Raw genomic sequence first — 26202 nt, forward strand, 5'->3', positions numbered from 1 at the left:
AAGATCCCCCTTTCTATTACAAATATGTATTAGGGGGACAAGGTAGAACTAAACTGTTAATCATAAAGCAATAAAGTTTTTCAACCAAAAAATTGGAACTAAGAAAAAAAGCCCGGATATCCAGGCCTTTATTTTACTGGTTTTGCTTCTCTTTTTCTTCTTTCAATACTGCTTTTCTTGATAAGTTCACACGACCTTGTTTATCAATTTCTGTGACTTTAACAAGTATCTCATCACCAATAGAGAGTACATCTTCCACTTTTCCAACTCTCTCTTCAGCAATTTCAGAAATATGAACTAGTCCATCTTTTCCATTGAAGATTTCAACAAATGCACCGAATTTTTCAATTCGCTTTACTTTACCTAAATACATTTGTCCTACTTCAACTTCTCGAACGATATCTTCAATTATCTTTTTCGCTTTTTGGATCATTTCTTCATTTACAGAAGAAATGAAGACAGTGCCATCTTGTTCAATATCAATTTTAACTCCTGTTTCATCAATAATCTTATTAATTTGCTTACCACTTGGTCCAATTACGTCTCTAATCTTATCTGGATTGATCTTCATAGAAACAATTTTAGGTGCATATTTAGATAATTGATTTCTTGGATTTTCGATTGTAGCAATCATCGACTTTAATATTTCCATTCGTCCGATTTTTGCTTGTTGAAGGGCCTCTTCCAAAATTTCTCGAGATAATCCTTCAATTTTGATATCCATTTGTAATGCTGTAATCCCATTAGATGTTCCAGCTACCTTGAAATCCATATCTCCAAGATGATCTTCCATTCCTTGAATATCAGTTAATACAGAATAGTGCTCATTAGACTTGACTAGTCCCATCGCAATACCAGCAACAGGAGCTTTAATTGGAACTCCAGCATCCATCATTGCCAATGTACTAGCACAAATACTTGCTTGTGATGTTGAACCATTTGATTCAAGAACTTCTGATACCAAGCGAATTGTATATGGGAAGTCTTTTTCCGATGGAATGATTGGTTCAAGAGCTCTTTCTCCTAAAGCTCCATGACCAATTTCACGTCGACCTGGTCCTCTCATTGGTCCTGTTTCACCGACACTAAATTGTGGGAAATTATAGTGATGCATAAAACGCTTTGACTCTTCAATTCCAAGCCCATCTAAAATTTGCACATCACCTAAAGCTCCTAGTGTACAAATACTTAATGCTTGAGTTTGTCCTCTTGTGAAGAGACCTGAACCATGTGTACGCGGCAATATTCCTACTTCAGAAGATAATGCTCGAATTTGGTCAATTTTCCGTCCATCTGGTCTAATTTTTTCTACTGTAATCAATCTTCTTACTTCTTCTTTTACCAATTTATATAATATCTCGTTAACTTGCTTTAAAGTTGAATCGTCTGCTTCCTGTTCAACAAACTTTTCAATTACAGAAGATTTAACTTCACTAATAGCTGCTTCTCTTGCATGTTTTTCAACAACTTGTACAGCTTTATTTAAATCTACTTCTGCTAATGAACGAACTTGTTTTTCCAACTCATGGTCAACCTCATAAAGCTTTATCTCAAGTTTTTCTTTACCTACAGCTTGTACGATTTCTTCTTGGAAAGCAATTAATCGTTTAATTTCTTCATGACCAAACATGATTGCTTCTAACATGATTTCCTCTGATACTTCATCTGCCCCAGCTTCAACCATGTTAATTGCATCTTTAGTACCCGCAACAACTAAATGAATATCGCTTTTTTCTAGTTGTTCAACAGATGGATTTATTACAAACTCATTGTCAATACGGCCAACAATGACTCCGGCAATTGGCCCATCAAACGGAATATTGGATACAGAAAGCGCTAATGATGACCCAAACATTGCAGCCATTTCAGAAGAACAATTTTGATCCACACTCATAACTATACTAATTACTTGCACTTCATTTCTAAACCCATCTGCAAATAATGGTCTTATAGGACGGTCAATCAAACGACTTGCTAGGATTGCTTTTTCACTTGGTCTTCCCTCACGCTTGATAAAGCCTCCGGGAATCTTACCTACAGCATATAGTCTTTCTTCATAATTTACTGTTAATGGAAAGAAATCTAAATTCTTAGGTTCTTTTGAAGCAGTTGCTGTACTTAATACGACAGTTTCTCCATATCGGACTAGTACTGAACCATTTGCTTGTTTAGCTAGCTGTCCAATTTCAACTGTTAGTTCACGACCAGCCCAGTTCATTGAAAAATGTTGTTTCCCTTGGTCCATTCTTTTGTGCTCCTCTCATATGTAAACTTTTATGATCATTGTGGTTTCATAGTAATTAGTATGTATATATAGTATTAACTATATTTATTGAAGATAATATACAGGGATGGTAATTAAGGAAATTTAAGGTATATTTTTTTAAATCCTAATAAAAAAGCGGGAATTCTCCCGCTTTCTGTAAATTATCGACGTAAACCTAGCTTATTAATAAGTTCACGATAACGAGTTACGTCCTTATTACGAAGGTAAGTAAGTAAGTTACGACGCTTACCAACCATCTTTAAAAGACCACGACGTGAATGATGATCCTTTTTGTGAGTACGTAAATGATCGTTCAAATTATTAATTGATTCTGTTAGGACAGCGATTTGAACTTCTGGTGATCCTGTGTCACTGTCATGAGTTTTATACTCACTGATAAGTTCATTTTTACGCTCTTGTGTGATTGCCATCCTATTCACCTCCTCTAATTGATCCCCAATTACCGAGCAGACGTTGGTGAATCGTCCTGCCAAGCAATGGTTCTATAATACGTTTATAAGAATACATCTTTTTATGACAAAAAGCAAGTCGGATCACTTATTTTTTCGAAATAGTTAATGGCTTCTTCTTTATCATGTTCAATTTGTTTTATTAATGAAGTAATATTTTCAAACTTTTTCTCTGATCTTATTCGTTTGAACCATTGTATTGTCACTTCTTCTCCATAAATCATTTGGTCAAAGTTAAAAATATGCACTTCAATAGACAGTACCTTTTGTTCATTGTTAAATGTTGGTTTATATCCAACATTGCAAACCCCATCAAACCATAAGGACTTCACCTTTATTTTAACAGCATAAACTCCTGTAGGGGGTAACAAATAATCAGGATTAGCCTTTACGTTAGCAGTAGGAAAACCTATTGTTCTTCCTCTTTTATCGCCATCAACGACGATTCCTTGAACCGAATAGTTCCTACCTAGTAGTAAAGGAAGTTGGTCTAAATCTCCTTTTTCTATTAACTCACGTACAAGTGTGGAACTTATCTTATTCCCTTGGGAGTTTGTTTGCTTTTCTATAGTGGTTTGCGTGAATTGGCTTCGTGCATGAAAAGGCATTGTTTCCATTGAGCCCTTACCGAGTTTGCCATAAGAAAAATCAAACCCAGCACAAACATGTTTAACATTTAGGCCAATTATATATTGATCTACAAACTCTTGCGGTAGTAGATTTGCGAAATCAGAAGTAAATTCTACGATATATAACCGATTAACTCCAAGGTTGGCAATTAAATATTCTTTCTCTTCAATCGGTGTAATATATTTAATTGCTTGTTTATTTTTTCCAAGAACAACAGATGGATGTGGATCAAATGTCATAACTGCACTTTGTAGTCCACTCGCTTTGGCATACTCTACTGCATTAGTTATTACTCTTTGATGACCCAGATGAACTCCATCGAAATATCCTAATGCTAAAACTACATCTGGCAGATTCTCTTTTAATAAGTTATGTGGATGAGAAATTCGTATTGTTTTCAATATGTTCACCTTTTCTCATGTCTAATAAAACCACAATTACTTACTCTTCAGTTATTGAGAGTACCTTTAATGGTTTCATTAAATGAGGTTTTGTTTGGTGTCTTATATATAAGGCAAGACACTTATCACTTTCATCAATCATGCAAACAGGTTCATCACTTATATATTCTAATCCTTTAGGTACCTCTAGGACAGCTCCATTTTGCACTTTTACTGCTAATGTATCATTAATCTTAAATTTCGGCAAATGATAGAGTGCACTTTCAATTGATAATAAACTTGTTTCTAGAGTACCCTCCTTGACCTTGTCTTCAATCTCCTCAAAAGACATACACTGGTTAATTAGAAACTGTCCAGATGCAGTTCGAGTTAGATCTGACATATGTGATGGATAACCTAGTTTTTCTCCGATCATAACAGCTAAAGTTCTAACATATGTACCCTTACTACAAGTGACACGAAATTTAAAAGAAATGGTTTCCCCACTAAAAATACTTCGATCATCTAACAATTGAAGTTCTCTAATAAAAATAGTCCTCGAAGGTCTTTCAACTTCAATCCCTTGTCTTGCATACTCATATAAACGCTTTCCTTTAACTTTGACAGCAGAGTACATAGGAGGTGTTTGAACAATCTCACCAGTCAATTCCTTTAGCACCTTTTCAACTTCAGAGCGATCAATCACTCTCTCGACTTTCAGGCTCTCTACAACCTCTCCAGACCGATCCTCAGTAGTCGTGGAGAATCCAAGGGTTACTTCACCCTCATAAGTCTTTTCTGCAGCAGTTATGTACTCTACAATCTTTGTAGCCCTTCCAATACAAATTGGTAGCACACCTGTGACATCAGGATCTAGTGTACCTGTATGACCAACTTTTTTCATCCGTATTAGTTTTCTTATTTTGAACACACAATCATGTGAGGTTAACCCTTTAGGTTTATTAAGAAGCAATATACCTTCCACTCGACTGCCTCCTTCGATTATCAGTAAATACAGGCTATCTTCATACTTATTTTACTTTTTAGGTTCAAAAGAAAACTATGTTATTTAAGAAGATATAACCGTTTAGGTCAATTAATAGCTAATATTAGTCTATTTTCGTTTATTAATTTTTAGATAAGAGCTATGAATAATATTAATATAGCTGACTCAAGGACTGAGTCAGCTACAATGGTTAATCTAGATTAGATTGTCTATTTAAATCAGCTAAAAGCGTTTCGATACGATTTCCATAATCAATTGATTCATCGAATTCAAATTGAATTTCCGGTGTCTTTCGTAAACGAATCCGTTTCCCTATCTCTGATCGGATAAAGCCTTTTGCTTTGGCTAAACCTTTTAAGGTGTTTTCTCTTTGCTCATCGTCTCCAAGAACTGAGATATAAACCTTTGCTTGTTGAAGATCTCCTGTAACTTGTACATCTGTAACAGTTACAAACCCAATACGGGGATCCTTTATCTTTCGCCCGATGATATCACCAAGTTCTTTTTTCATTTGTTCTCCGACTCGATTTGGCCGAATACTCATTATCTTCACCTCGTTTTAAAGCCACTCAAATTCTGTAATAGCTCTTTCGATTTCTGGAAAGGAATCAATTAATTTAAGACAATTATTTAATTCTTTTTCTGATACTTGACGACTAGAAGAAACTGTAACAACTGCCAATTTCGTTCGTTGCCATGTGTCTTGAAAGTCTATCTCAGCAACGGAAACATTATACTTTTGTTTTAGACGTGTGACTATCCTTTGAAGGACAGCCCTCTTATCTTTTAGTGAGGAAGAATTGTAAATTATACATTCACATTCTACAAGACCGATCACTTACGATCAATTTCTTCCATCACAAACGCTTCAATAATGTCCCCTTCTTTAAGATCATTAAATTTAGTGATAGTTATACCACATTCATACCCTTGAGCGACTTCTTTAACATCGTCTTTAAAGCGTTTAAGTGTATCAATTTCACCTTCAAATATTACAACTCCGTCACGGATTAAGCGGATTCCACTGTCGCGAGTAATTTTCCCATCTGTTACATAAGAACCAGCAATTGTACCAATTTTAGAAACCTTGAAGGTTGTTCTAACTTCAGCTTGCCCAATTACTTTTTCTTGGTATTCAGGATCTAACATCCCTTTCATTGCTGCTTCGATTTCTTCAATGACTTTATAGATGATGCGGTGTAATCGAATATCAACATCTTCGGCATCAGCTGTTCGTTTTGCTCCAGCATCTGGACGTACATTAAAGCCAATAACAATTCCATTCGAAGCAGAAGCTAAAATAATATCAGACTCAGTAATTGCTCCTACACCAGTATGGATGATTTTAACCTTAACACCTTCAACATCAATCTTTTGAAGAGACGCCGCAAGAGCTTCAACAGATCCTTGAACATCTCCTTTAACAATAAGGTTAATTTCCTTCATTTGACCTTGTTTAATATGTTCAAAAAGGTCATCAAGGCTAACCTTTACTTTTTCGCCTCGTTGCTCAATCAATTGTTTTTGTGCACGTGCTTCTCCGACTTGTCGTGCTTTCTTTTCATCATCAAATACCATGAAGTGATCTCCAGCGTGTGGCACATCATTTAATCCAGTTATTTCTACAGGAGTAGAAGGACCTGCTTCCTTGACACGACGGCCTAGATCATTAACCATAGCTCTTACACGACCGAACGTATTACCAACTACAATTGGATCACCTACACGTAATGTACCATTTTGAACAAGAAGGGTCGCAACAGATCCTCTTCCTTTATCAAGTTCAGCCTCAATTACAGTACCTGTAGCTTTTCTTTTCGGATTTGCTTTATACTCTTCTACCTCACTAACAAGAAGGATCATTTCTAGTAATGAATCAATCCCATCACCTGTAAGCGCTGAAAGTGGAACAAATATAGTCTCCCCACCCCATGCTTCAGGAATTAAACCATGTTCTGTTAGTTCTTGCATTACTCGATCTGGATTAGCGCTTGGTTTATCCATCTTATTCACAGCAACAATAATTGGAACTTCTGCTGCTTTAGCATGATTAATTGCTTCAACGGTCTGTGGCATTACACCGTCATCAGCAGCAACTACTAAAACAGTGATATCTGTTACTTGTGCCCCACGTGCTCTCATCGTTGTAAAAGCAGCATGACCTGGTGTATCTAAAAACGTAATTTTTTTGTCACCTTCAACTACTTGGTATGCACCAATATGTTGCGTAATTCCACCAGCTTCGCCAGCCGTAACCTTTGTATGACGAATCGAATCAAGTAAAGTTGTTTTACCATGGTCAACGTGCCCCATGATTGTTACAACAGATGGACGCTCTACTAAATCTTCAGGATTATCTTCTAAATGATAACCTTCAAACTCTGTCATTTCGAAGACAACCTCTTCTTCAACTTCTACACCATATTCTCCAGCAATAAGCTCGATTGAATCTTTATCTAGTTCTTGATTAATTGTCGCCATAACACCAAGCATAAACAACTTCTTAATAATTTCAGAAGGTTCTTTCCCTAATGCTTTTGCTAATTCGCCAACTGTTAATGACCCAGTAAAGGTAATCTTTTCAGGTAATTTTTTTTCAGGCTTGGGCTGTGAAAACTGTTGTTGCTGTTTGAAGTTATTTTGCCCACCCTTTTGTTTATTTTTCTTATTATTCTTGTTTTTATTATTATTATTATTATTATTATTATTATTATTGGTATTGTTGAAAACCTTTTTTTCCTTTTGTTGTGTTTCGGAGTTATGCTTTTTACCATCTCCGCTTTTTGGTGGTACAGTTTTCTTCTTATCTTTAGATGCAACATCAGCAACATCTTCGTTACTCTTTTGTGGTTTATTAGCTGCAGGTTTAGCACCTGATTTGTTGTTTTTTTCTAATTTAACGACTACATCGTCTTCAATTGTTGCCATATGATTTGAAACCTCTATATCCATCTCTTTAAGTTGAGATATGACATCCTTACTTGAAATATTATGTTTTTTTGCAAATTCATAAACTCGCATTTTACTCATATGTTCACCCCCAAATAAATTAATCGAGCAGTAACATCAATTTATTTGCAAAACCGATATCTGTAACAGCAACAACCACTCTTGCATCTTTTCCAATTGCAGATCCAAGGACGGAACGATCTGTTACAGTTCGCAGCGGTATCTCGTAATAGCTGCTTTTATCTTTTACTTTTTTTGCAGTATTTGTTGATGCATCTTCAGCTAAAAGAACAAGTTTCGCTTTCCCATTACGGATTGCTTTAATAACAAGCTCTTCACCTGAGATAACTTTTCGTGCTCGATTGGCAAGACCTAAAAACGAAATCCATTGTACATTTTTATTCATGATTTACTCTCTTTTTCAACCAACTCAAGTAGTTCATCGTATAGAGAATTTTCAATCATTACTTTTAATTGGTTTGCTAGAATGTTTTTCTTTTTAGCTAGTAAGATTAAATCTTTGTCTAAGCTTAAATATGCTCCTCGACCAGATTTTTTGCCTGTTAAATCAATAGAAACCTCTCCTTCTTTTGATCTAACAATTCTTACAAGCTCTTTTTTAGGCTTCATTTCTCCACTAGCTATACATTTACGTAATGGAATCTTTTTTTGACCCACCATTTAATTCACCTCTCACTCAATTTCTTCAAGGTTCAAATTAAATGTGTCTTCTTCTTCTTCATAATCATCATTAAAAAAGGAAGAACCTTCTTTAGGATAGATTCCTAACTGTTCAGCTTCCGATTGGCTTTTAATATCAATTTTCCAGCCTGTTAGTTTTGCAGCTAATCTAGCATTTTGACCTCTTTTACCAATTGCTAAGGATAACTGATAATCAGGTACAATAACTGTTGTTGCTTTATCGTCTTCATTTACAGTAACATCTAAGACCTTAGATGGACTTAATGCATTAGCAACAAAGACCACTGGATCATCTGACCATTCTACAATATCTATTTTTTCGCCCTTTAGTTCATTAACAATTGCTTGAACTCTTTGTCCCTTTGGACCAACGCATGAGCCTACTGGATCGACTTCTTCATTGTCTGCATGAACAGATATCTTAGAACGGTCTCCTGCTTCTCTTGCAACAGATTTAATTTCTACAGTACCATCATAAATTTCTGGCACTTCAATTTCGAATAATCTTTTTAGTAATCCAGGATGTGTTCTTGAAACAAATATCTGTGGACCTTTTGTTGTCTTTTCTACTTTGGTTATGTAGACTTTGATTCGATCATGTGGTTTATATCTTTCGTTAGGCATTTGTTCATTAGCTGGTAATAATGCTTCAATTTTCCCTAAGCTCACATAAATAAACTTTGAATCTAGACGTTGAACAATACCTGTCATTATGTCTTCTTCTCTGTCGATGAATTCGGAGTAAATTACCCCTCTTTCTGCTTCTCTTACCCTTTGAGTTACAACTTGCTTGGCAGTTTGTGCAGCAATTCTACCAAAGTTCTTTGGTGTAACTTCAATTTCAATTACATCGTCTACCTGATAGTTCGGATTAATTGATCGTGCTTCGTCTACTGATATTTCAAGTCTTGGATCGTATACTTCTTGAACAACATCTTTTCTTGCAAAGACACGCATTGTTCCTGTTGCAAGGTTTAAGTCAACTCGAACATTCTGTGCTTGATTAAAATTTCGTTTATAAGCAGATATTAATGCTGCTTCAATCGCTTCTATTATAATATCTTTGCTTATCCCTTTTTCTTTCTCAAGCAGTGTTAGAGCATCAAATAATTCACTACTCATTAGATTCCTAATCCCCCTTTATAGTTAAAAAATTGCAATTTCTTTACTGTATAATATAAATTGATTAATCCATAATACTCTTCATTAATTAAAAGTCACGGCAAGTCTTGCACTAGCAACTTTTTCATATGGAATTTCAAATGTCTTTGTTCTCGTTTTGATTTTCACCGACACAGTAACTATATTTCCATCAAAGCTTACCAGTTCGCCTTCAAATACCTTTTCACCATCGATTGGCTCATAAGTCTTGATATAAACTTGCTTGCCAATTGCTTTTTGAAAATCTTTATCCTTTTTAAGTGGACGTTCAGCTCCAGGTGAAGAAACTTCAAGAAAGTAGTTATATGGAATTGGATCAACCTCATCAAGCTTTTCACTTAATTTTTCACTAACGGTTCCGCAATCCTCAATATCGACTCCACCTTCTGAGTCAATAAATACTCTTAAAAACCAATCTTTACCTTCTTTTACGTATTCTATATCCACTAGCTCCAAGTTTAGAGGTTCTAGTATTGGATTAACCATTTCCTCAACAACTTGTGTTACCTTTTTACTCATTAATAACCCTCCTTACAAAACAAGTGCTTCTAGATAAACACACTTACTTTTTTTCATAGTATAAGCACTATTTTAAAGAAAAAATCTTAGTTTTAAGATGTAACCTAATTTATTTACTCTTTAATTGCACAATAGAGCAGACACCGCTATCTTATTTATAGGGCTAAGGATAAAACACCCTGCTAATCTAAGCAGGGAAGAGATGTCTTGTTATGAATAAGAGTTGAAGTATGTATGTTTACAGAAAGGAAGCAAAGAATACAAAAATACGATATCAAAACGAAAGAGTGGGTTTCCCCACTCTCCTAGCAACAATTATACATATCTTTTCCATAAAAACTATATCATAACCAATATTTTTATGCAAACAAAAAGAAAAAGGGTGAATTTTAGAACGTTTTTATTTTCTTAAAACACCACCATTAGAACAATGAAAGCTGATTTTTATCTGGTAAGGCTTCTAAACAACCGTGGTTATCTAAGAATTCAATAATCGTCTTAGATACTTTTCCACGTTGCTGAAGATCCTCTTTGGATAAAAACTCACCATGCTCCCGTGCCTTTACAATATTAATCGCAGCATTCGTTCCTAGACCCGGTATAGCATTAAAAGGAGGGATTAAACTGTTTCCATCTATTATAAACTGTGTTGAATCTGAGCGGTATAAGTCAACCTTTTGAAACGAGAATCCCCTTTCACACATTTCTAAGGAGAGTTCTAAAACAGTCAATAAATTTTTCTCTTTTGGAGAAGCATCTAATCCTTTTGCATTAATGTCTTCAATTCTTGCCTTAATGGTACTTGAACCACGATTCATGGCATCTACGTCAAAATCGTCTGCTCTTACTGTGAAATAAGCAGCATAATACAAGAGTGGAAGATGGACCTTAAAATACGCGATCCTTACAGCCATTAGTACATAAGCCGCGGCGTGGGCCTTCGGGAACATATACTTAATTTTTAAGCAAGAATCAATATACCAAGCAGGTACATCATTTTTCTTCATCGCTTCAATAAATTCTTCTGATAACCCTTTACCCTTACGAACTGATTCCATGATTTTGAACGCAAGTGACGGATCAAGTCCTTTGTAGATCAGGTATACCATGATATCATCACGACAACCAATAACTTCACTTAATGTACATGTTTTATTGTGGATCAATTCTTGTGCATTACCAAGCCAAACATCAGTACCATGGGATAAACCAGATATCTGAACTAATTCGGAAAAGGTTGTTGGTTTGGTATCCTCAAGCATTTGTCTTACAAACCTTGTTCCAAATTCAGGGATACCAAGGGTCCCAGTTTTACACATGATTTGCTCAGGTGTGACGCCTAGAGAATCAGTTCCACTAAAGATTTTCATTACTTCAGGGTCATCTGTAGGAATTGTTTTTGGGTCAATCCCACTAAGGTCTTGAAGCATTCTGATAACAGTAGGGTCATCATGTCCAAGAATATCTAGTTTTAATAAATTATCATGAATAGAATGGAAGTCAAAGTGTGTTGTCTTCCACTCAGAACTAGTGTCATCTGCTGGAAACTGTATAGGAGAAAAGTCGTATATATCCATATAATCAGGTACAACAATAATTCCTCCTGGATGTTGACCTGTTGTTCTTTTAACACCAGTACATCCGGAAACCAAACGATCTACTTCAGCGCCTCGCAGATGTAAATTATGGTCGTTGGCATACCCTTTTACATATCCATAAGCTGTCTTTTCTGCGACTGTACCAATTGTTCCTGCTCTGTATACATAATCTTCACCAAACAGAACCTTTGTATAGTTGTGTGCAACTGGTTGATATTCGCCGGAGAAATTTAAGTCAATATCTGGTACTTTATCTCCCTTAAAGCCTAGGAATGTCTCAAACGGAATATCGTGTCCATCTTTTTTATAAGTAGCTCCACAATGAACACAATCTTTATCTGGTAAATCAAATCCCGATCCAACCGAACCATCGTTAAAAAACTCTGAGTGTTTACATTCAGGACAAACATAATGTGGCGCTAATGGGTTTACCTCTGTAATTTCTGTCATTGTCGCAACAAATGAGGACCCAACCGATCCACGTGAACCAACAAGATAGCCATCATCTAACGATTTTTTTACTAGTTTATGAGAAATTAAATATATAACCGCAAATCCATGGCCAATAATACTTTTTAATTCTTTTTCTAATCTTGCTTCAACAAGCTCAGGTAAGTTTTCACCATAAATTTTACGTGCCATCTGATAACTCATTTCTCGAACTTCATCATCTGCACCTTCAATTTTAGGTGTATATAAATCATCTTTAATCGGTTTTATTTCTTCAATTTCATTTGCAATGTGTTGAGTATTTGTAACCACTATTTTTTTAGCAATTTCTTTATCTAGGAAGGAAAAACTGTTTAGCATTTCATCAGTTGACCTAAAATGAACTTCAGGTAGTGTGTGACGATTTAATGGATTCGCTCCACCTTGGGAACTTACAAGTATTTTTCTGTAGATGTGATCATTAGGTTCTAGGTAATGTACATTTCCTGTTGCGACAACAGGCATGTCCAATTTTTCTCCTAATTTAACGATATTGCTTATAATTTCCCGTAGGTCAGTATCATTCCTTATCAACTCAAGCTCAATGAGGTGCTTATAGTTTGCCGGTGGTTGCACTTCAAGGTAATCATAAAAAGAGGCGATTTCTTCTACTTCTTCAGGCGATTTTTGCATCATCCCTTCAAAGACTTCACCTTTGTCACACCCGGAGCCAACGAATATTCCCTCACGATGCTTTTGAAGAACTGATCTTGGAATTCGAGGCACTCTGAAAAAATAATTCATATGAGAAATTGATATTAATTTAAATAAATTCTTTAACCCCACGTCATTTTTAGCAAGTAAAATAATATGAGATGGGCGAGAACGTTGATATGCCTTTCCTACTCCCATATTGTCATTTAATTGATTATGGTATTCGATATTTTGCTCTAGTGCATCTTTTAACAGTTTCGCAAGTAAATACCCTGTTGCTTCGGCATCATAAATAGCCCGGTGATGCTGTGTTAATAAAATGTCAAACCTTTTACAAAGAGTATTTAAGCGATGGTTCTTTAACTCAGGATAGAGAAATCTAGCCAGCTCCAAGGTATCAATCACTGGATTCTTTGCTTTATCTAATCCGATTTTTTTGTAACCGACATTTAAAAACCCCATATCAAAGCTAGCATTGTGTGCAACAAGAATATCATCCTTAGCCCAATCATAGAAGTTTTTTAAAACCTCACCTATTTCCGGCGCATTTCTAACCATATCGTCTGTTATACCTGTTAATTCGATAGTGGTTGCTGATAGAGGATGGTGAGGATTAGCAAATGCCTCAAAACGGTCGATAATTTCTCCGTTTTTCATCTTTACTGCTGCAAGCTCAATTATCGTATCATATACTGCGGAAAGCCCTGTTGTTTCTACGTCAAAAACTATATATGTGTCTTCAGCCAAAAGGCGCTTTTGCTCATTATAGGCAATTGGAACACCATCATCTACTAAATTCGCTTCTACCCCATATAAGATTTTCACACCGTGCTTTTTTCCTGCAGAAAATGCTTCAGGAAAGGATTGTGCTACTCCATGATCTGTGACAGCAATGGCTGAATGTCCCCATTTTTTTGCTTGTTCTACTAATCTACTTACTGAAGTAACTGCATCCATTTGACTCATTGGTGTATGAAGGTGTAACTCTACTCTCTTTTCACCTTCCGGAGCAGAATCAGTTCGTTCTTTAGGCTTTATCTCGTTTATATCATTAGCAATCATAACTAAGTCTCTAACAAATGTATCGTTTTGAATTCCACCGCGAACTCTTGCCCACATTCCTTTTTTCACAGCCTGTAGCAAGTTAACGTCTTCTTTATCTCTAGAAAACATTTTTATTAGTAGAGAATCTGTATAATCTGTTATTTTAAAAGTTAATAGTGTTCTACCACTTCTGAGCTCTCTTGTTTCAACATCAAAGATATACCCTTGTATCGCAACTCGTTTTTCTTCATCATTTATTGATCGAATCTCTCTGAATTCTTCTTCATCCTTAATTGTATAGCCAATTGTTAGTGGACCAGAAGGAACTTCAGAGTGTTCCTTTTGTGATTCACTTATCATCATTTCAACTGCAGCTTTTTGCCCTTTTTCTTGGTCTTCCTGCTGTTTCTGAGCAAGGAACTTCTCATATTCCTTCTCATCACTCTGAACCTTTGTTTCTAGTTGAAAGGAAGGAAAACCAAATTGCTGATAAATATCAGTAATTGTTTGAGCATATTTTCTCTTCACAGCAGTTGCCTCTGTATCATTTCTTGTTGTAATACCGAGCTTTATACCTTGCAAACTAGGTTTTTGGTTATTTAATAGCGAGATTAACAACGGAGAGATTCCTTGCATTTCCTGGATACAAAGCTGCCAGTAATCTTGAAGTAATTCCTCACTACATTGGTTATCTATTGTAGAAACTGAAAAAGAAACTGATGCGATATGTGAAAACTTACTTAGAAGTTGTGCTTGGAAACGTTGAAAAACATTGGATGGTAAAATCTTTGGGAGTCTGAACGTAAAATGCCATGACTTCTGCTCTCTATTAATAATGAGCTTTTCAATCCCACCTTCTGCAAAATGAATAACCGTTGAATCATCAGTCATTTCAAGCTGTTGCAGCAGGATGAGTAATCGGTCTTTTTGATCTTTATTCAGTTGATCACTCAATGTCTTTCCCCCTTCTACATATTGAAGGGCTAACTAAGAAGATGTTCTCCTCTAAAATTAGCCCTTTAATCATTAACTATAGATTTCTAATTTCTATTTTACTACAAAAGTTGAAATTGTCTCGATAAGATTTTCAAAATGGACTTCCAATGTTTCCCCTGTTTTCCTTATCTTTAATTCGACAATTCCTTCATTTGCTTTTTTACCGATGGTTATTCTTACTGGTAAACCAATTAAATCAGAATCCGCAAATTTAACACCCGGTCTTTCATCACGGTCATCGTATAAAGCACTATATTTATTTTCTTTCAGTAAGGTATAAATACGGTCTGCTAATTCTTTTTGGTCTCCCTTTTTCGCATTAATTGGTATCACATGCGCATCAAACGGAGATAGGTTTGCAGGCCATAATAATCCGTTCTCATCATTAAATTGTTCTGCAACCGCAGCGAGTGTTCGAGAAACACCAATACCATAACAACCCATAATCATCGGTTGCATTCTTCCATTAGCATCAAGATACGTTGCATTCATTGACTCACTATAACGCGTACCAAGCTTGAATACATGCCCTACTTCTATACCTTTTGCAAAGACAATCGTGCCCTTCCCATCAGGAGAAGCATCACCTTCTTGAATAAATCTCAAATCTATATATTCATTTACTGAGAAATCACGCCCAGGATTCACTCCTGTGAAATGATAATTTTCTTCGTTTGCTCCGGCTACCCCGTTGACTATAAATTCTACTGCCTGATCGGCAATAATTTCAACTTTGTCTGATTTCATCCCAATAGGTCCTAAGGAACCAATAGAACACTTAAGAACTTCCTTTGTTTCGTCAGCAGTCGCAAGTTCTACTGAAGATGCTTCAAAGTAATTTTTTAATTTTATATCATTTACTTCATGGTCACCTCGTAAAACAACAAGTACATATTTATCGTCAACTTTAAATAAAAGAGATTTTAAACATTTTGTCTTTGAAACATTTAAAAAAGTAGATACTTCTTCAATTGATTTAATATCAACGGTTTCTACCTTCTCCATTTTAACTACTGCTTCATCACTCTTCTCATAAGTTGCTAATACTGGTGCCATCTCGATATTAGCTGCATATGTTGATTCATTAGAATAGGCGATTGTGTCCTCACCTACCTCGGAAAGAACCATGAACTCATGAGTATCTTTTCCGCCCATTGCTCCTGAATCAGCAATAACTGCACGGAAGTCTAAACCACAACGAGCAAAAACATTGGAATATGCCTGATACATTTTATCATACATTTCATCTAAACTTTCTTGACTAGCATGGAAAGAGTAAGCATCTTTCATAATAAACTCTCGACCTCGTAACAAACCAAATCTTGGACGTTTTTCGTCTCTAAACTTAGTTTGAATTTGATAAAGAGCTAGTGGTAACCTTTTATAAGATTTAATTTCATCTTTTACAAGACTTGTGATCACTTCTTCATGTGTAGCACCTAGGGCAAATTCTCTTTCATGTCTATCTTTTAGACGCATTAGTTCAGAGCCGTATGTGTACCATCTTCCAGATTCCTGCCAGAGCTCGGCCTGCTGTAGAGCCGGCATTAAAAGCTCTACTGCGCCTGCTTGTTCCATTTCTTCACGTACAATCTGTTCAATTTTTTGTAAAACCTTTTTTGCTAATGGTAAGTAGCTGTAGACACCGCTTGTATTTTGGCGGATAAAACCAGCTCTTAGGAGTAGCTGATGGCTTTTAATTTCCGCGTCTGAAGGTACTTCCCTTAGTGTTGGTATAAGCATCATACTTTGTTTCATATAATTGCACCTCTTATAATATATGTTCCGCTTTTAAAAAGCCTTTTTTATAGAAAGAATCTTTGAATATCATTCCATGTCACAACAAGCATCAGTAGCATGAGTAATGCAAAGCCGATAAAATGAACCATACCTTCTTTATGGCGATCAATTGGTTTTCCTCTAACTGCTTCCACAGCAAAAAACATTAATCTTCCGCCATCTAGTGCTGGAATCGGTAATAAGTTCACAATGCCAAGATTGATACTTAATATCGCTGCCCACTTCATTAGATAATAGATTCCTGACTGTGCAACGGTATCTGTTGATACATAAATACCAACTGGACCAGAAAGCATGTCAATAGAGAATTGTCCGGTGACTAATTTCCCTAAACCTAAGATAATCTCTTTTGTCCATAAATAGGTTTCAGTGAATCCACTCTTCACAGAGGCAACAATCGATTTTTCGACTGGGCCATAAACTCCTATAATACCAATTGTTTCGTCTCCCATTTGGTGAGTTTTAGGAACAACAGGTATTTCTTGAACCTGAGTGTTACGTTCAATAGTAAAAAGTAATTCATTTTCAGGATTTTCACGGATGATTTTGACAATATCCTGCCATGTATTGACTTCTTGTCCCTCAATTGCTTGAACGATATCCCCTTTTTGTAATCCAGCTTGGATTGCAGCTCCATCTTCAGTAAGTTCACCTAAAACCGGTTCATTTATAGGTGTTCCTTGTAAAAGTCCAATAATTATAAAGACGAAAAATGCTAACACAAAGTTCATAAATGGACCAGCAGCAATAGCAAGAGTTCTTTGACCTAGTGTTTTCGAAGCAAATTGACGATTATAAGGAGCAATCTGTGTTTCTTGTTGGTCCGCTACAAAATACGCCTCATCACTAACATCATAACGTTCAAGAATTTCTTCGCCGCCTAGTTCATAACCTGTTAAAAACATCTCATGTTCCAAATCAGCACGGTCCACTTCAATCACTTTAGCATTTGGATATTTATCCTTATTGTTTAGAATAATTTTATTTACTTTCCCATTTGAATCAAACAGCAATCCAACATTGTATCCAGGTTTTACCTCGATCATTTCTGGATCTTCTCCGGCCATTCTTACAAATCCACCAAGAGGTAACAAACGTATCGTATAAATAGTTTCATCTTTTTTAAACGAAAAAACCTTCGGCCCAAAACCAATAGCAAATTCGCGACAAAGAATTCCAGCTCTCTTCGCAAATATTAAGTGTCCTAGTTCATGAAAAAAAACAAGGGCTCCAAATATGATGATAAAGGCTATAACAGTTTCCACTAGTCTAACCACCTTTTAATTGTATTAGGCAATTTCTTCAATGCTGTCTCTAGAAAAAACCTTTTATATTTCTATGTTAGTAAAATACTGTCCTTTAAAGACTATTAACAAGATGGCTAACATATTCCCTTGTCTGGGTATCAACTTGTTTTATTGTTTCTAAATTCGGATTACTAATGATAGAATGTTTCTCCAATGCTTGTTCGATAAGGTTCTCTATTGTTAAAAACGAAATCTTGCCATCTAAAAAGGCCGAAACAGCCTGTTCATTTGCCGCATTTAATACAGTTGGTAATGTACCACCTTGTTTCCCCGCAGTATATGAATAATGTAGGCTTCGATATCTATTGAAATCTACAGCATTAAAATGAAGCAACCCTACTTGACTTAAATTCAGCCTTGTCGCAAAAGGTAGTTCAAGTCTATTAGGGTATGTTAAAGCATACTGTATTGGAACTCTCATATCGGGTGTGCCAAGCTGCGCAATCACACTACTATCCTTAAATTCAACAAGTGAGTGAATAATGCTTTCTCGATGTAATAGAACATCAATTTTATCATATGGAAGATTAAATAACCAGTGGGCTTCAATTACTTCTAATCCTTTATTCATCATTGTTGCTGAATCAATCGTTATTTTTGGTCCCATACTCCAATTTGGATGATTTAGTGCTTCCTTTACACTTACATCTTTTAACTCATTTCTCGTCTTATCTCTAAAGCTTCCACCTGAAGCCGTTAAGATTATTTTTTCAACACCTTTAGGATTTTCACCCTGTAGGCACTGGAAAATAGCTGAGTGCTCACTATCAACAGGTAATAGTTTTACTTCGTGTTTCCTAGCTGCTTCCATAACTAAATGCCCAGCTGTTACTAACGTTTCTTTATTCGCTAGAGCTATTGTTTTTTTCGCCTCAATCGCCTTTAAAGTGGGCGCTAAGCCTACACTACCTACTACCGCATTAAGTAACACATGACTTTCTGGATAAGTGGCAACTTCATTTAATCCTTCTTCTCCATATACAAATTGGATATCTCCCACAAATTCGGATTTAAACTTTTCATAAGCATCTTTTGTTTTTAACGAAACTAGTTTAGGTGAAAACTGATGGATAATCTGCCTTGCGGAATCAAGGTTATTTCCAACAGACATCGCACCTAACTTAAAGTCAGTGGGATGATTCTTAATCACATCCAATGTTTGGTTACCAATCGAACCAGTTGCCCCTAATAAACTTACTATCTTCACAAACTCACTCCCTGAAAAATCTTTCTTCTTTTATTATTACGAAATCACTAACAGTAGGAAATACAGTATTGGTAGAGCAAATAACCAGCTATCTACACGATCTAATATGCCACCGTGTCCTGGCAACAGTTTCCCTGAATCCTTTACATCATAATGACGTTTTAATGCAGATTCTACAAGATCACCTATTTGTCCAAAAACTGATAAGAAGATCGTAATAATAATTACTTTTACAATTGATAATTGAAGTGGAATAAAACTGATATAAATTATTCCAATGACAATTGCGATAAAGATTCCACCTAGTGAGCCTTCGATGGTTTTATTAGGGCTAATATCTGGCCATAATTTACGTTTACCAAAAGCTTTCCCAACAAAATATGCACCTGAATCAGTTGACCAAACCACAACAAGAACAAAAAATACGTACTTCAAGCCTTCTATATTATTTCCGCGTATTTCTATTAAATAGAAGAAGCAAAGGCCTATATATATCGTAGTTAAGATGACAAACCCAACATCATCAAAAGTAAACTTATTCTTAGTTACAACTGTATATGATAAAAATAATAATACAGCTAATAACGCCAACTCAATTTTTGCCAAACCCAAGTCAACTAGCAAATAAGAATATTGATTTGGTAATAGAAAAATCCATAATAAAATAGTAGATAGAAATCCTGGAAATGACAAGATTGGTATCTTTTTCATTCTCAGCAACTCATAAATGGCAATCGTAGCCATAAGATATGTAAGGATTGTAAATGGTAAACCACCCAGGTACAAAATGGGTAGAAATATCGCCGCAGCAATTATTCCAGTAATTATTCGTTGCTTCATTTAAACTCATCACCTTTTTTATATGCCACCAAAACGACGACCTCTTTTTTGATATGCTGAAATCGCTTCATGTAAGTGTTTCTCGTTAAAGTCTGGCCATAAGACATCCGTAAACCAAAATTCAGTATAAGCAAGTTGCCATAGCATAAAGTTACTTAACCTCATTTCACCACTTGTTCGGATTAATAAATCAGGGTCTTTTAATTTATTACTCATTAAATAATCAGCAAAAATTTCCTCAGTAATGTCCTTTTGAAGATGCTCATTTTTATAATCATCAACTATGCGCTGTACTGCACCAAGAATTTCTGAACGACTTCCGTAGTTTAGTGCGAAGTTTAGTATCATGCCGCTATTTTGACTTGTATCATTAACCGCTCGTTCGACTGCATCTAGAGTGTGTTTTGGCAACATGCTTTTATCACCCATGATTCTCACCTGAACATTTTCCTCAATTAATTCGGGTAGAAAAGTATTTAAAAACTCAGCAGGTAGTTTCATAAGATAACTAACTTCATCTTTTGGTCTCTTCCAATTTTCTGTAGAAAAGGCATATACTGTTAAAATCCCGACTCCAAGGCTATTAGCATGCTTGGTCACTCTTCTAACAACCTTCATCCCCTCATGGTGACCTGCTGATCTAGGTAATGCCCTTTTTTTAGCCCAACGACCATTACCATCCATTATTATTGCTATGTGGAAAGGAATGGGCCCTTCTAGTAGCTCACCACTTGTTTTAGTACGGGATCCAGCCAACCACCTTTTTAATATTCTTAACATAAAACTAGTCCTCCATCACACTAAAAATCAACTAACTAGTAATGTTTTAGTTATTTAGGTCTCCATATATAAGTTAGTAGACAGTATTAACAAAAAAACCCCCTGTAAACATTAGAGGGTCTTTAAAATATATTGTACAGTGAAATGGTTTAGACTTCCATGATTTCTTTTTCTTTTTCTTTCGCTACTTGATCTACTTTTGCAATGAATTCATCTGTAAGCTTTTGAACATCCTCTGTATAGCTTCTTAATTCATCTTCAGTGATTTCACCACTTTTTTCTAATTTCTTAAGATCGTCATTTCCATCACGACGAATATTTCGAATTGCTACTTTGGCTTCCTCCGCATCCTTCTTAACTACCTTTACTAACTCACGACGTCTTTCTTCTGTTAATGCAGGGATGCTGATTCGAATAATAGATCCATCATTCGTTGGATTTAGACCAAGATCTGCTTTTAAGATTGCTTTTTCAATATCACCTAACGCAGTTTTGTCATATGGTTGAATTACAAGCATACGCGCTTCAGGAACATTTACAGAAGCTAATTGATTAATTGGTGTAGGCGCTCCATAATAATCAACTGTCACTTTGTCAAGCAATGATGGATTTGCTCTTCCTGCACGTACACTTGCCAATTCGCGAGACAAAGCTCCAATAGCTTTATCCATTTTTTCTTTTACTTGTGTTAAAGTTGCCTTTGCCATTATTATTTCCCCCTTACGAGTGTTCCAATATTTTCTCCAATCACAGCACGCTTAATATTTCCTTCTTCCATAATCGAGAAGACTATTAATGGAATATCATTATCCATGCACAGTGATGAAGCTGTTGAATCCATAACCGCTAAACCTTCTTTGAGAACATCTAAATATGATAAAGTTTCATATTTTACTGCTGTTTTGTCCTTAGTAGGATCTGCACTATAAACCCCATCCACGTTATTTTTTGCCATTAAGATCACATCTGCTTCAATTTCAGCTGCTCGCAATGCTGCTGTTGTATCAGTAGAGAAATAAGGGTTTCCAGTACCAGCTGCAAATATTACAACCCGTTTCTTCTCAAGGTGACGAATTGCTTTTCTTCTTATGTATGGTTCTGCTACTTGACGCATTTCAATTGAAGTTTGTACACGAGTTTGAATACCTAAATTTTCTAGGCTATCCTGTAACGCTAATGAGTTCATTACAGTTGCAAGCATCCCCATATAATCAGCGGTTGCTCGATCCATTCCCATTTCACTTCCTATTTTCCCACGCCATATATTTCCACCACCAACAACAACTGCCACTTCAACATCAAGCTCAGCAATTTCTTTTACTTGTTCAGCGACAGATTGAATTACGGAAGGATTAATACCAAAACCTATATCCCCTGCTAATGCTTCTCCGCTTAACTTTAAAACGACACGTTTATATTTAGCGTTACTCATTATTAACCTCCATATTTTCAGGCACTCTCTAATATTTTGTTACGAAAGTTTTCATTAGAATTACTTTAAGTAACAAATTATATGGAAATAGCCTATTTTAAAGATAGGGAACACAATACATGTGTTCCCTATCTTTATTAAAAATCCTTCTAATCAAACACCCTAGGGTTGGTTTAGTAGATTCTAAATAAAAGCTGCTTATTATTTTTTTACTTGGTTCATAACTTCTTCAGCGAAGTTATCTTGACGCTTTTCAATACCTTCTCCAACTCCGTAACGTACGAAGCTAGTTACAGTAGCACCCTTAGACTCAACAAATTGACGAACTTTTTGGTCTGGGTTTTTAACAAAGCTTTGGTCTAACAAGCAGATGTCTTCGAAGAATTTGCTTAAACGACCCTCAACCATTTTTGCAACGATATTTTCTGGCTTACCTTCATTTAAAGCTTGTTGAGTTAATACTTCGCGCTCACGCTCAGTTTCTTCTGCTGAAACTTCGTCACGGCTAATGTATTTAGGGTTAACAGCAGCGATATGCATTGCAACATCCTTTGCAGCAGCCTCATCAGTAGTGCCTTCTAGAACTGTTAATACACCGATGCGTCCACCCATATGAAGGTATGCACCAAATGCAGCATTATCACCTTTTGAAGCTACAACAAAACGACGAAGTGTAAGTTTTTCGCCAATTTTCGCAATTGCCGAGTTAATGTATTCAGAAACCGTAGAACCGTTATCCATCTTTTGCTCAAGAGCTTCTTCAACTGTTGCAGGCTTGTTATTTAATAAGAATGAAGCTAGGTCTTTAACTAAAACTTGGAAACCTTCGTTTTTAGCAACAAAGTCAGTTTCAGAGTTAACTTCTAGAAGAACTGCATCATTTCCTTCAACTAGGATAAATGTAGTTCCTTCTGCAGCGATACGATCTGATTTCTTTGCAGCTTTAGCAATTCCTTTTTCACGTAAGAAATCAATTGCTTTTTCCATATCACCATCTGTTTCAGTAAGTGCTTTTTTGCAATCCATCATTCCAGCACCAGTTTTTTCACGTAATTCTTTAACCATTTGAGCAGTAACTGCCATGTTAGTTCCTCCTTAAATTTTACAAATGTATGTAAGCGAAATTTTTATGTCATAGTTCATCGTATTCTTAATATAACTAATACTAGTATGACTTTTTGCTTTTAAAATTATTGAGATTTTCAAGTAATGTCTTTTAAAAAAAGGTGATAAAAGGCATTTCCCTCTTATCACCTTTCGCTCATTAAGCAGAAGTTTCTTCACCTTGTTTAGCTTCTAAGATTGCGTCTGCAATTTTAGCTGTAAGAAGTTTAACAGCACGAATTGCATCATCGTTAGCTGGGATTACATAATCAATTTCATCCGGATCACAGTTAGTATCAACAATACCAACGATAGGAATGTTTAATTTATGTGCTTCAGCAACTGCAATACGTTCTTTACGAGGGTCAATGATGAATAAAGCATCTGGTAATTGCTTCATATCTTTGATTCCGCCTAGGAATTTTTCTAAACGATCAAGCTCTTTATTAAGTTGTACTACTTCTTTCTTCGGTAGTACCTCAAAAGTACCGTCTTCTTGCATTCTTTCGATATCTTTTAAACGCTTAATACGCTTTTGGATTGTTTCGAAGTTTGTTAATGTACCACCTAACCAACGTTGGTTAACAAAGTACATTCCTGAACGTTCAGCTTCTTCTTTCACTGAATCTTGAGCTTGCTTTTTAGTACCAACGAATAACATTGTACCACCATTAGCTGCAAGTTCTTTTACGAAATTGTAAGCTTCTTCAACCTTCTTAACTGTTTTTTGAAGGTCAATGATATAAATTCCGTTACGCTCTGTAAAGATGTAACGCTTCATTTTTGGGTTCCAACGGCGAGTTTGATGACCGAAGTGAACACCAGCTTCAAGCAATTGCTTCATAGAAATTACTGACATTATTTGTTTCCTCCTAAAATGGTTTTTCTTCCTCCGCTTATATCATCTTTGAACATAACTATCATACTGACAGCACCAATGATCAAATCTACAAGCGTGTGTATTAACACCAAAAAATAATATAACACAACTAAAATAGACAATCAAGAAATAATTAGCTATTTTTGACGAAATTTTAGTAAAAGCTCAATTTCAGTTTTACCTTTATCTAAAATTTTCGCAATTTCTCCAACACTTTTTCCTTCTTGTTGCAGTAAACTAATTTCCTCTAACATAGATTTTTCTTTTATTACTGGTTCTTGTTTTGGTTTTTCATTGATCTTGTCACTAGGAGATACCCCTTGATCATCTAAACGAAGTAACTCATTAAAATCATCCACTGTTAGAACCGGTTCCACATAAGAAAAGGTTTGATTAAAGGTAGAGGCATTTGATGAAATGGGTTTCTCTTCACTCTCTTTTACATATAAAGAAGCCATTTCATCATTTGAGACAATCCTTTGAAGCAGACGCTCATTTTCATCTTTTATTTGCATAATATAGCCTGAGAGAGCTTCCTCTATTTCAGCCATTATTTCACCTTGTTTTTTTTCCATATCTTTTAGCTGGTTAAACTTTTGAGCCAGTATAATCATACATAAAAATAACATTCCTATTAATGTAAAGCAAATCACAAAAAGAAATGTGGTCATTTTATTTCCCTCATTTCGTTTTATCCAATAATATCGATCATTTTCCCCTTCGTAGGGTGAAACTGCGATTGTTGTTTTATTATACTCTCTTGTAGTACTGCACTTGGAAGACTCGCATTCCCTTGTTGTAGAACAGTAGAATCGCTTTTAGATTTCGCTGAGACTTGTTTTCGTTTTACTTGATCCAGTTTCTTTTGTTCTGTCGCTAATTGATTTTGAAGGATTTGTCCTCTTTGATTGAGTTGTTCTGTTATTTTACCAAAGTCCTGTGTTCTTGGAATAGCCACTTGAAGCTCAATAAGTTTTAAACTCATACTTCTCCCCCAATGTTTGTCTCATGCTTTATAAAAGCTAAAAAAGGAGAAAATTGTACACCTTAAGAAGGCTTATCGACCATTTTCTCCATAGAAGACATTCTACTAGTTTTTTTTAACTAACTTTTTTAACTTAAATAATGCTTTTGAGTGAATCTGAGAGATTCTTGATGTTGAAAGATTCATGATATGGCCAATTTCAGTTAACGTTAACTCCTCATGATAAAATAAACTTATCACTAGTTGTTCATTTTCATTTAACTGTTTTATCAAATTCACTAATTGATTAAATTGTTCTCTTTTTAATATTTCCTGTTCAGGTGTTAGTGAAAAGCTGTCTTTAAAAGTAAACTCCAAACCCTCTTTCCCTTCACGTTCCTGCTGTTCGTCGATAGATAAAACATTGGCGAAGAACCCCTCGTTAATCGTATGTAATACCTCATCTTCACTTAGGCCTAGTTCAGTCGCTATTTCTTTTGTTGATATATTCCTCATCAACTTCTGCTCTAGACGCTGGGCAGCCATATCAATCTTTTTTGCTTTTTCACGAAGGCTTCTCGGAAGCCAGTCATCTTTACGTAATCCATCGAGGATAGCACCCCTTATTCTAAAAGATGCATATGTATCAAATTTAAGATCACGCGTTGGATCAAATTTCTCCAATGCATCATAGAGACCTAACATACCATAACTTCTTAAGTCCTCACTACGAGCACTTTTGGGTAAGCTTGCTGAGATTCGTTGAACATGGTATGAAACTAGCGGCATATATTTTTTAATTAAGGCATTACCGGCATGAGAGTCACGAGAGTCAATCCACTGCCGCCAATATACTTGATCTTCACTTATTACCATTTGTGACATTATACTCCTCCTCATGCATGACTTAAATTATAGTTGAAATTTACATTAACTTTATTGGAGCTATACTAAAGAAAACTTTGGATTAAGAGTTACATTCGCTGCGATTCACTCGCAGGATACCGCGGGGCGGTTCGTAAGC

The 26202-nt window shown here is 35.7% G+C and carries 24 protein-coding genes; all 24 read right to left on the minus strand.

Annotated elements, in window-relative coordinates; all coding sequences use genetic code 11:
* Positions 1–133: 133 nt before the first annotated feature.
* Positions 134–2245 (minus strand): polyribonucleotide nucleotidyltransferase, encoded by a 2112-nt coding sequence (gene pnp / locus BK579_RS15665; RefSeq protein ID WP_078547039.1) that lies wholly within the window; start codon positions 2243–2245, stop codon positions 134–136.
* Positions 2246–2427: 182 nt separating this feature from the next.
* A complete protein-coding gene (gene rpsO / locus BK579_RS15670; protein WP_078547041.1) occupies positions 2428–2697 on the minus strand; it encodes a 30S ribosomal protein S15 in 270 nt (89 codons plus the stop codon).
* A gap of 101 nt (positions 2698–2798) precedes the next feature.
* Positions 2799–3767 (minus strand): bifunctional riboflavin kinase/FAD synthetase, encoded by a 969-nt coding sequence (gene ribF / locus BK579_RS15675; RefSeq protein ID WP_078547043.1) that lies wholly within the window; start codon positions 3765–3767, stop codon positions 2799–2801.
* A 40-nt stretch (positions 3768–3807) separates the two neighbouring features.
* On the minus strand, positions 3808–4731 hold the full coding sequence (gene truB, locus BK579_RS15680; protein WP_078547045.1) for a tRNA pseudouridine(55) synthase TruB: 924 nt from the start codon (positions 4729–4731) through the stop codon (positions 3808–3810).
* Between the two features lie 211 nt (positions 4732–4942).
* Positions 4943–5296: a 30S ribosome-binding factor RbfA gene (gene rbfA / locus BK579_RS15685; RefSeq protein ID WP_078547047.1), complete on the minus strand. Its 354-nt coding sequence runs from the start codon at positions 5294–5296 to the stop codon at positions 4943–4945.
* A gap of 15 nt (positions 5297–5311) precedes the next feature.
* A complete protein-coding gene (locus tag BK579_RS15690) occupies positions 5312–5590 on the minus strand; it encodes a DUF503 domain-containing protein (protein ID WP_078547049.1) in 279 nt (92 codons plus the stop codon).
* Complete coding sequence (gene infB / locus BK579_RS15695) at positions 5587–7782, minus strand: translation initiation factor IF-2 (RefSeq protein ID WP_078547051.1); 2196 nt, start codon at positions 7780–7782, stop codon at positions 5587–5589. Before infB ends, BK579_RS15690 begins: the two co-directional genes overlap by 4 nt.
* A 19-nt stretch (positions 7783–7801) precedes the next feature.
* Positions 7802–8107 (minus strand): YlxQ family RNA-binding protein, encoded by a 306-nt coding sequence (locus tag BK579_RS15700; protein WP_078547053.1) that lies wholly within the window; start codon positions 8105–8107, stop codon positions 7802–7804.
* Positions 8104–8382 (minus strand): RNase P modulator RnpM, encoded by a 279-nt coding sequence (rnpM, locus tag BK579_RS15705; protein WP_078547054.1) that lies wholly within the window; start codon positions 8380–8382, stop codon positions 8104–8106. The genes BK579_RS15700 and rnpM overlap by 4 nt, the downstream gene beginning before the upstream one ends.
* Positions 8383–8394: 12 nt before the next feature.
* A complete protein-coding gene (nusA, locus tag BK579_RS15710) occupies positions 8395–9525 on the minus strand; it encodes a transcription termination factor NusA (protein ID WP_078547056.1) in 1131 nt (376 codons plus the stop codon).
* An 84-nt stretch (positions 9526–9609) separates the two neighbouring features.
* Positions 9610–10083, minus strand: coding sequence for a ribosome maturation factor RimP (gene rimP / locus BK579_RS15715; protein ID WP_078547058.1), 474 nt, complete (start codon positions 10081–10083; stop codon positions 9610–9612).
* A gap of 422 nt (positions 10084–10505) precedes the next feature.
* Entirely contained in the window at positions 10506–14810 is a 4305-nt protein-coding gene (locus BK579_RS15720; RefSeq protein ID WP_407936278.1) for a PolC-type DNA polymerase III, read from the minus strand.
* 105 nt (positions 14811–14915) lie between these two features.
* Entirely contained in the window at positions 14916–16622 is a 1707-nt protein-coding gene (locus BK579_RS15725) for a proline--tRNA ligase (protein WP_078547063.1), read from the minus strand.
* A 47-nt stretch (positions 16623–16669) separates the two neighbouring features.
* Positions 16670–17929 carry an RIP metalloprotease RseP gene (gene rseP, locus BK579_RS15730; protein ID WP_078547065.1) on the minus strand — a complete coding sequence of 420 codons (1260 nt, stop codon included), beginning with the start codon at positions 17927–17929 and terminating at the stop codon, positions 16670–16672.
* Between the two features lie 94 nt (positions 17930–18023).
* Positions 18024–19178, minus strand: a complete 1155-nt coding sequence (locus BK579_RS15735; protein ID WP_078547067.1) for a 1-deoxy-D-xylulose-5-phosphate reductoisomerase — start codon at positions 19176–19178, stop codon at positions 18024–18026.
* A gap of 36 nt (positions 19179–19214) precedes the next feature.
* Entirely contained in the window at positions 19215–20018 is an 804-nt protein-coding gene (locus tag BK579_RS15740; protein ID WP_078547069.1) for a phosphatidate cytidylyltransferase, read from the minus strand.
* Between the two features lie 18 nt (positions 20019–20036).
* Positions 20037–20798: an isoprenyl transferase gene (locus tag BK579_RS15745; RefSeq protein WP_078547071.1), complete on the minus strand. Its 762-nt coding sequence runs from the start codon at positions 20796–20798 to the stop codon at positions 20037–20039.
* Between the two features lie 149 nt (positions 20799–20947).
* Complete coding sequence (frr, locus tag BK579_RS15750; RefSeq protein ID WP_078547073.1) at positions 20948–21505, minus strand: ribosome recycling factor; 558 nt, start codon at positions 21503–21505, stop codon at positions 20948–20950.
* Between the two features lie 2 nt (positions 21506–21507).
* On the minus strand, positions 21508–22230 hold the full coding sequence (pyrH, locus tag BK579_RS15755; RefSeq protein WP_078547075.1) for a UMP kinase: 723 nt from the start codon (positions 22228–22230) through the stop codon (positions 21508–21510).
* 201 nt (positions 22231–22431) lie between these two features.
* Complete coding sequence (gene tsf / locus BK579_RS15760) at positions 22432–23313, minus strand: translation elongation factor Ts (protein ID WP_078547077.1); 882 nt, start codon at positions 23311–23313, stop codon at positions 22432–22434.
* A 181-nt stretch (positions 23314–23494) separates the two neighbouring features.
* Positions 23495–24193, minus strand: coding sequence for a 30S ribosomal protein S2 (rpsB, locus tag BK579_RS15765; RefSeq protein WP_078547079.1), 699 nt, complete (start codon positions 24191–24193; stop codon positions 23495–23497).
* Between the two features lie 158 nt (positions 24194–24351).
* Positions 24352–24885, minus strand: coding sequence for a hypothetical protein (locus BK579_RS15770; protein ID WP_078547081.1), 534 nt, complete (start codon positions 24883–24885; stop codon positions 24352–24354).
* Positions 24886–24905: 20 nt separating this feature from the next.
* On the minus strand, positions 24906–25199 hold the full coding sequence (locus BK579_RS15775) for a hypothetical protein (RefSeq protein WP_078547083.1): 294 nt from the start codon (positions 25197–25199) through the stop codon (positions 24906–24908).
* Between the two features lie 105 nt (positions 25200–25304).
* Positions 25305–26063, minus strand: coding sequence for a FliA/WhiG family RNA polymerase sigma factor (locus BK579_RS15780; RefSeq protein WP_078547085.1), 759 nt, complete (start codon positions 26061–26063; stop codon positions 25305–25307).
* Between the last annotated feature and the right edge of the window lie 139 nt (positions 26064–26202).

This window comes from Litchfieldia alkalitelluris (genome assembly GCF_002019645.1).
Taxonomy (GTDB): Bacteria; Bacillota; Bacilli; order Bacillales; family Bacillaceae_L; genus Litchfieldia; species Litchfieldia alkalitelluris.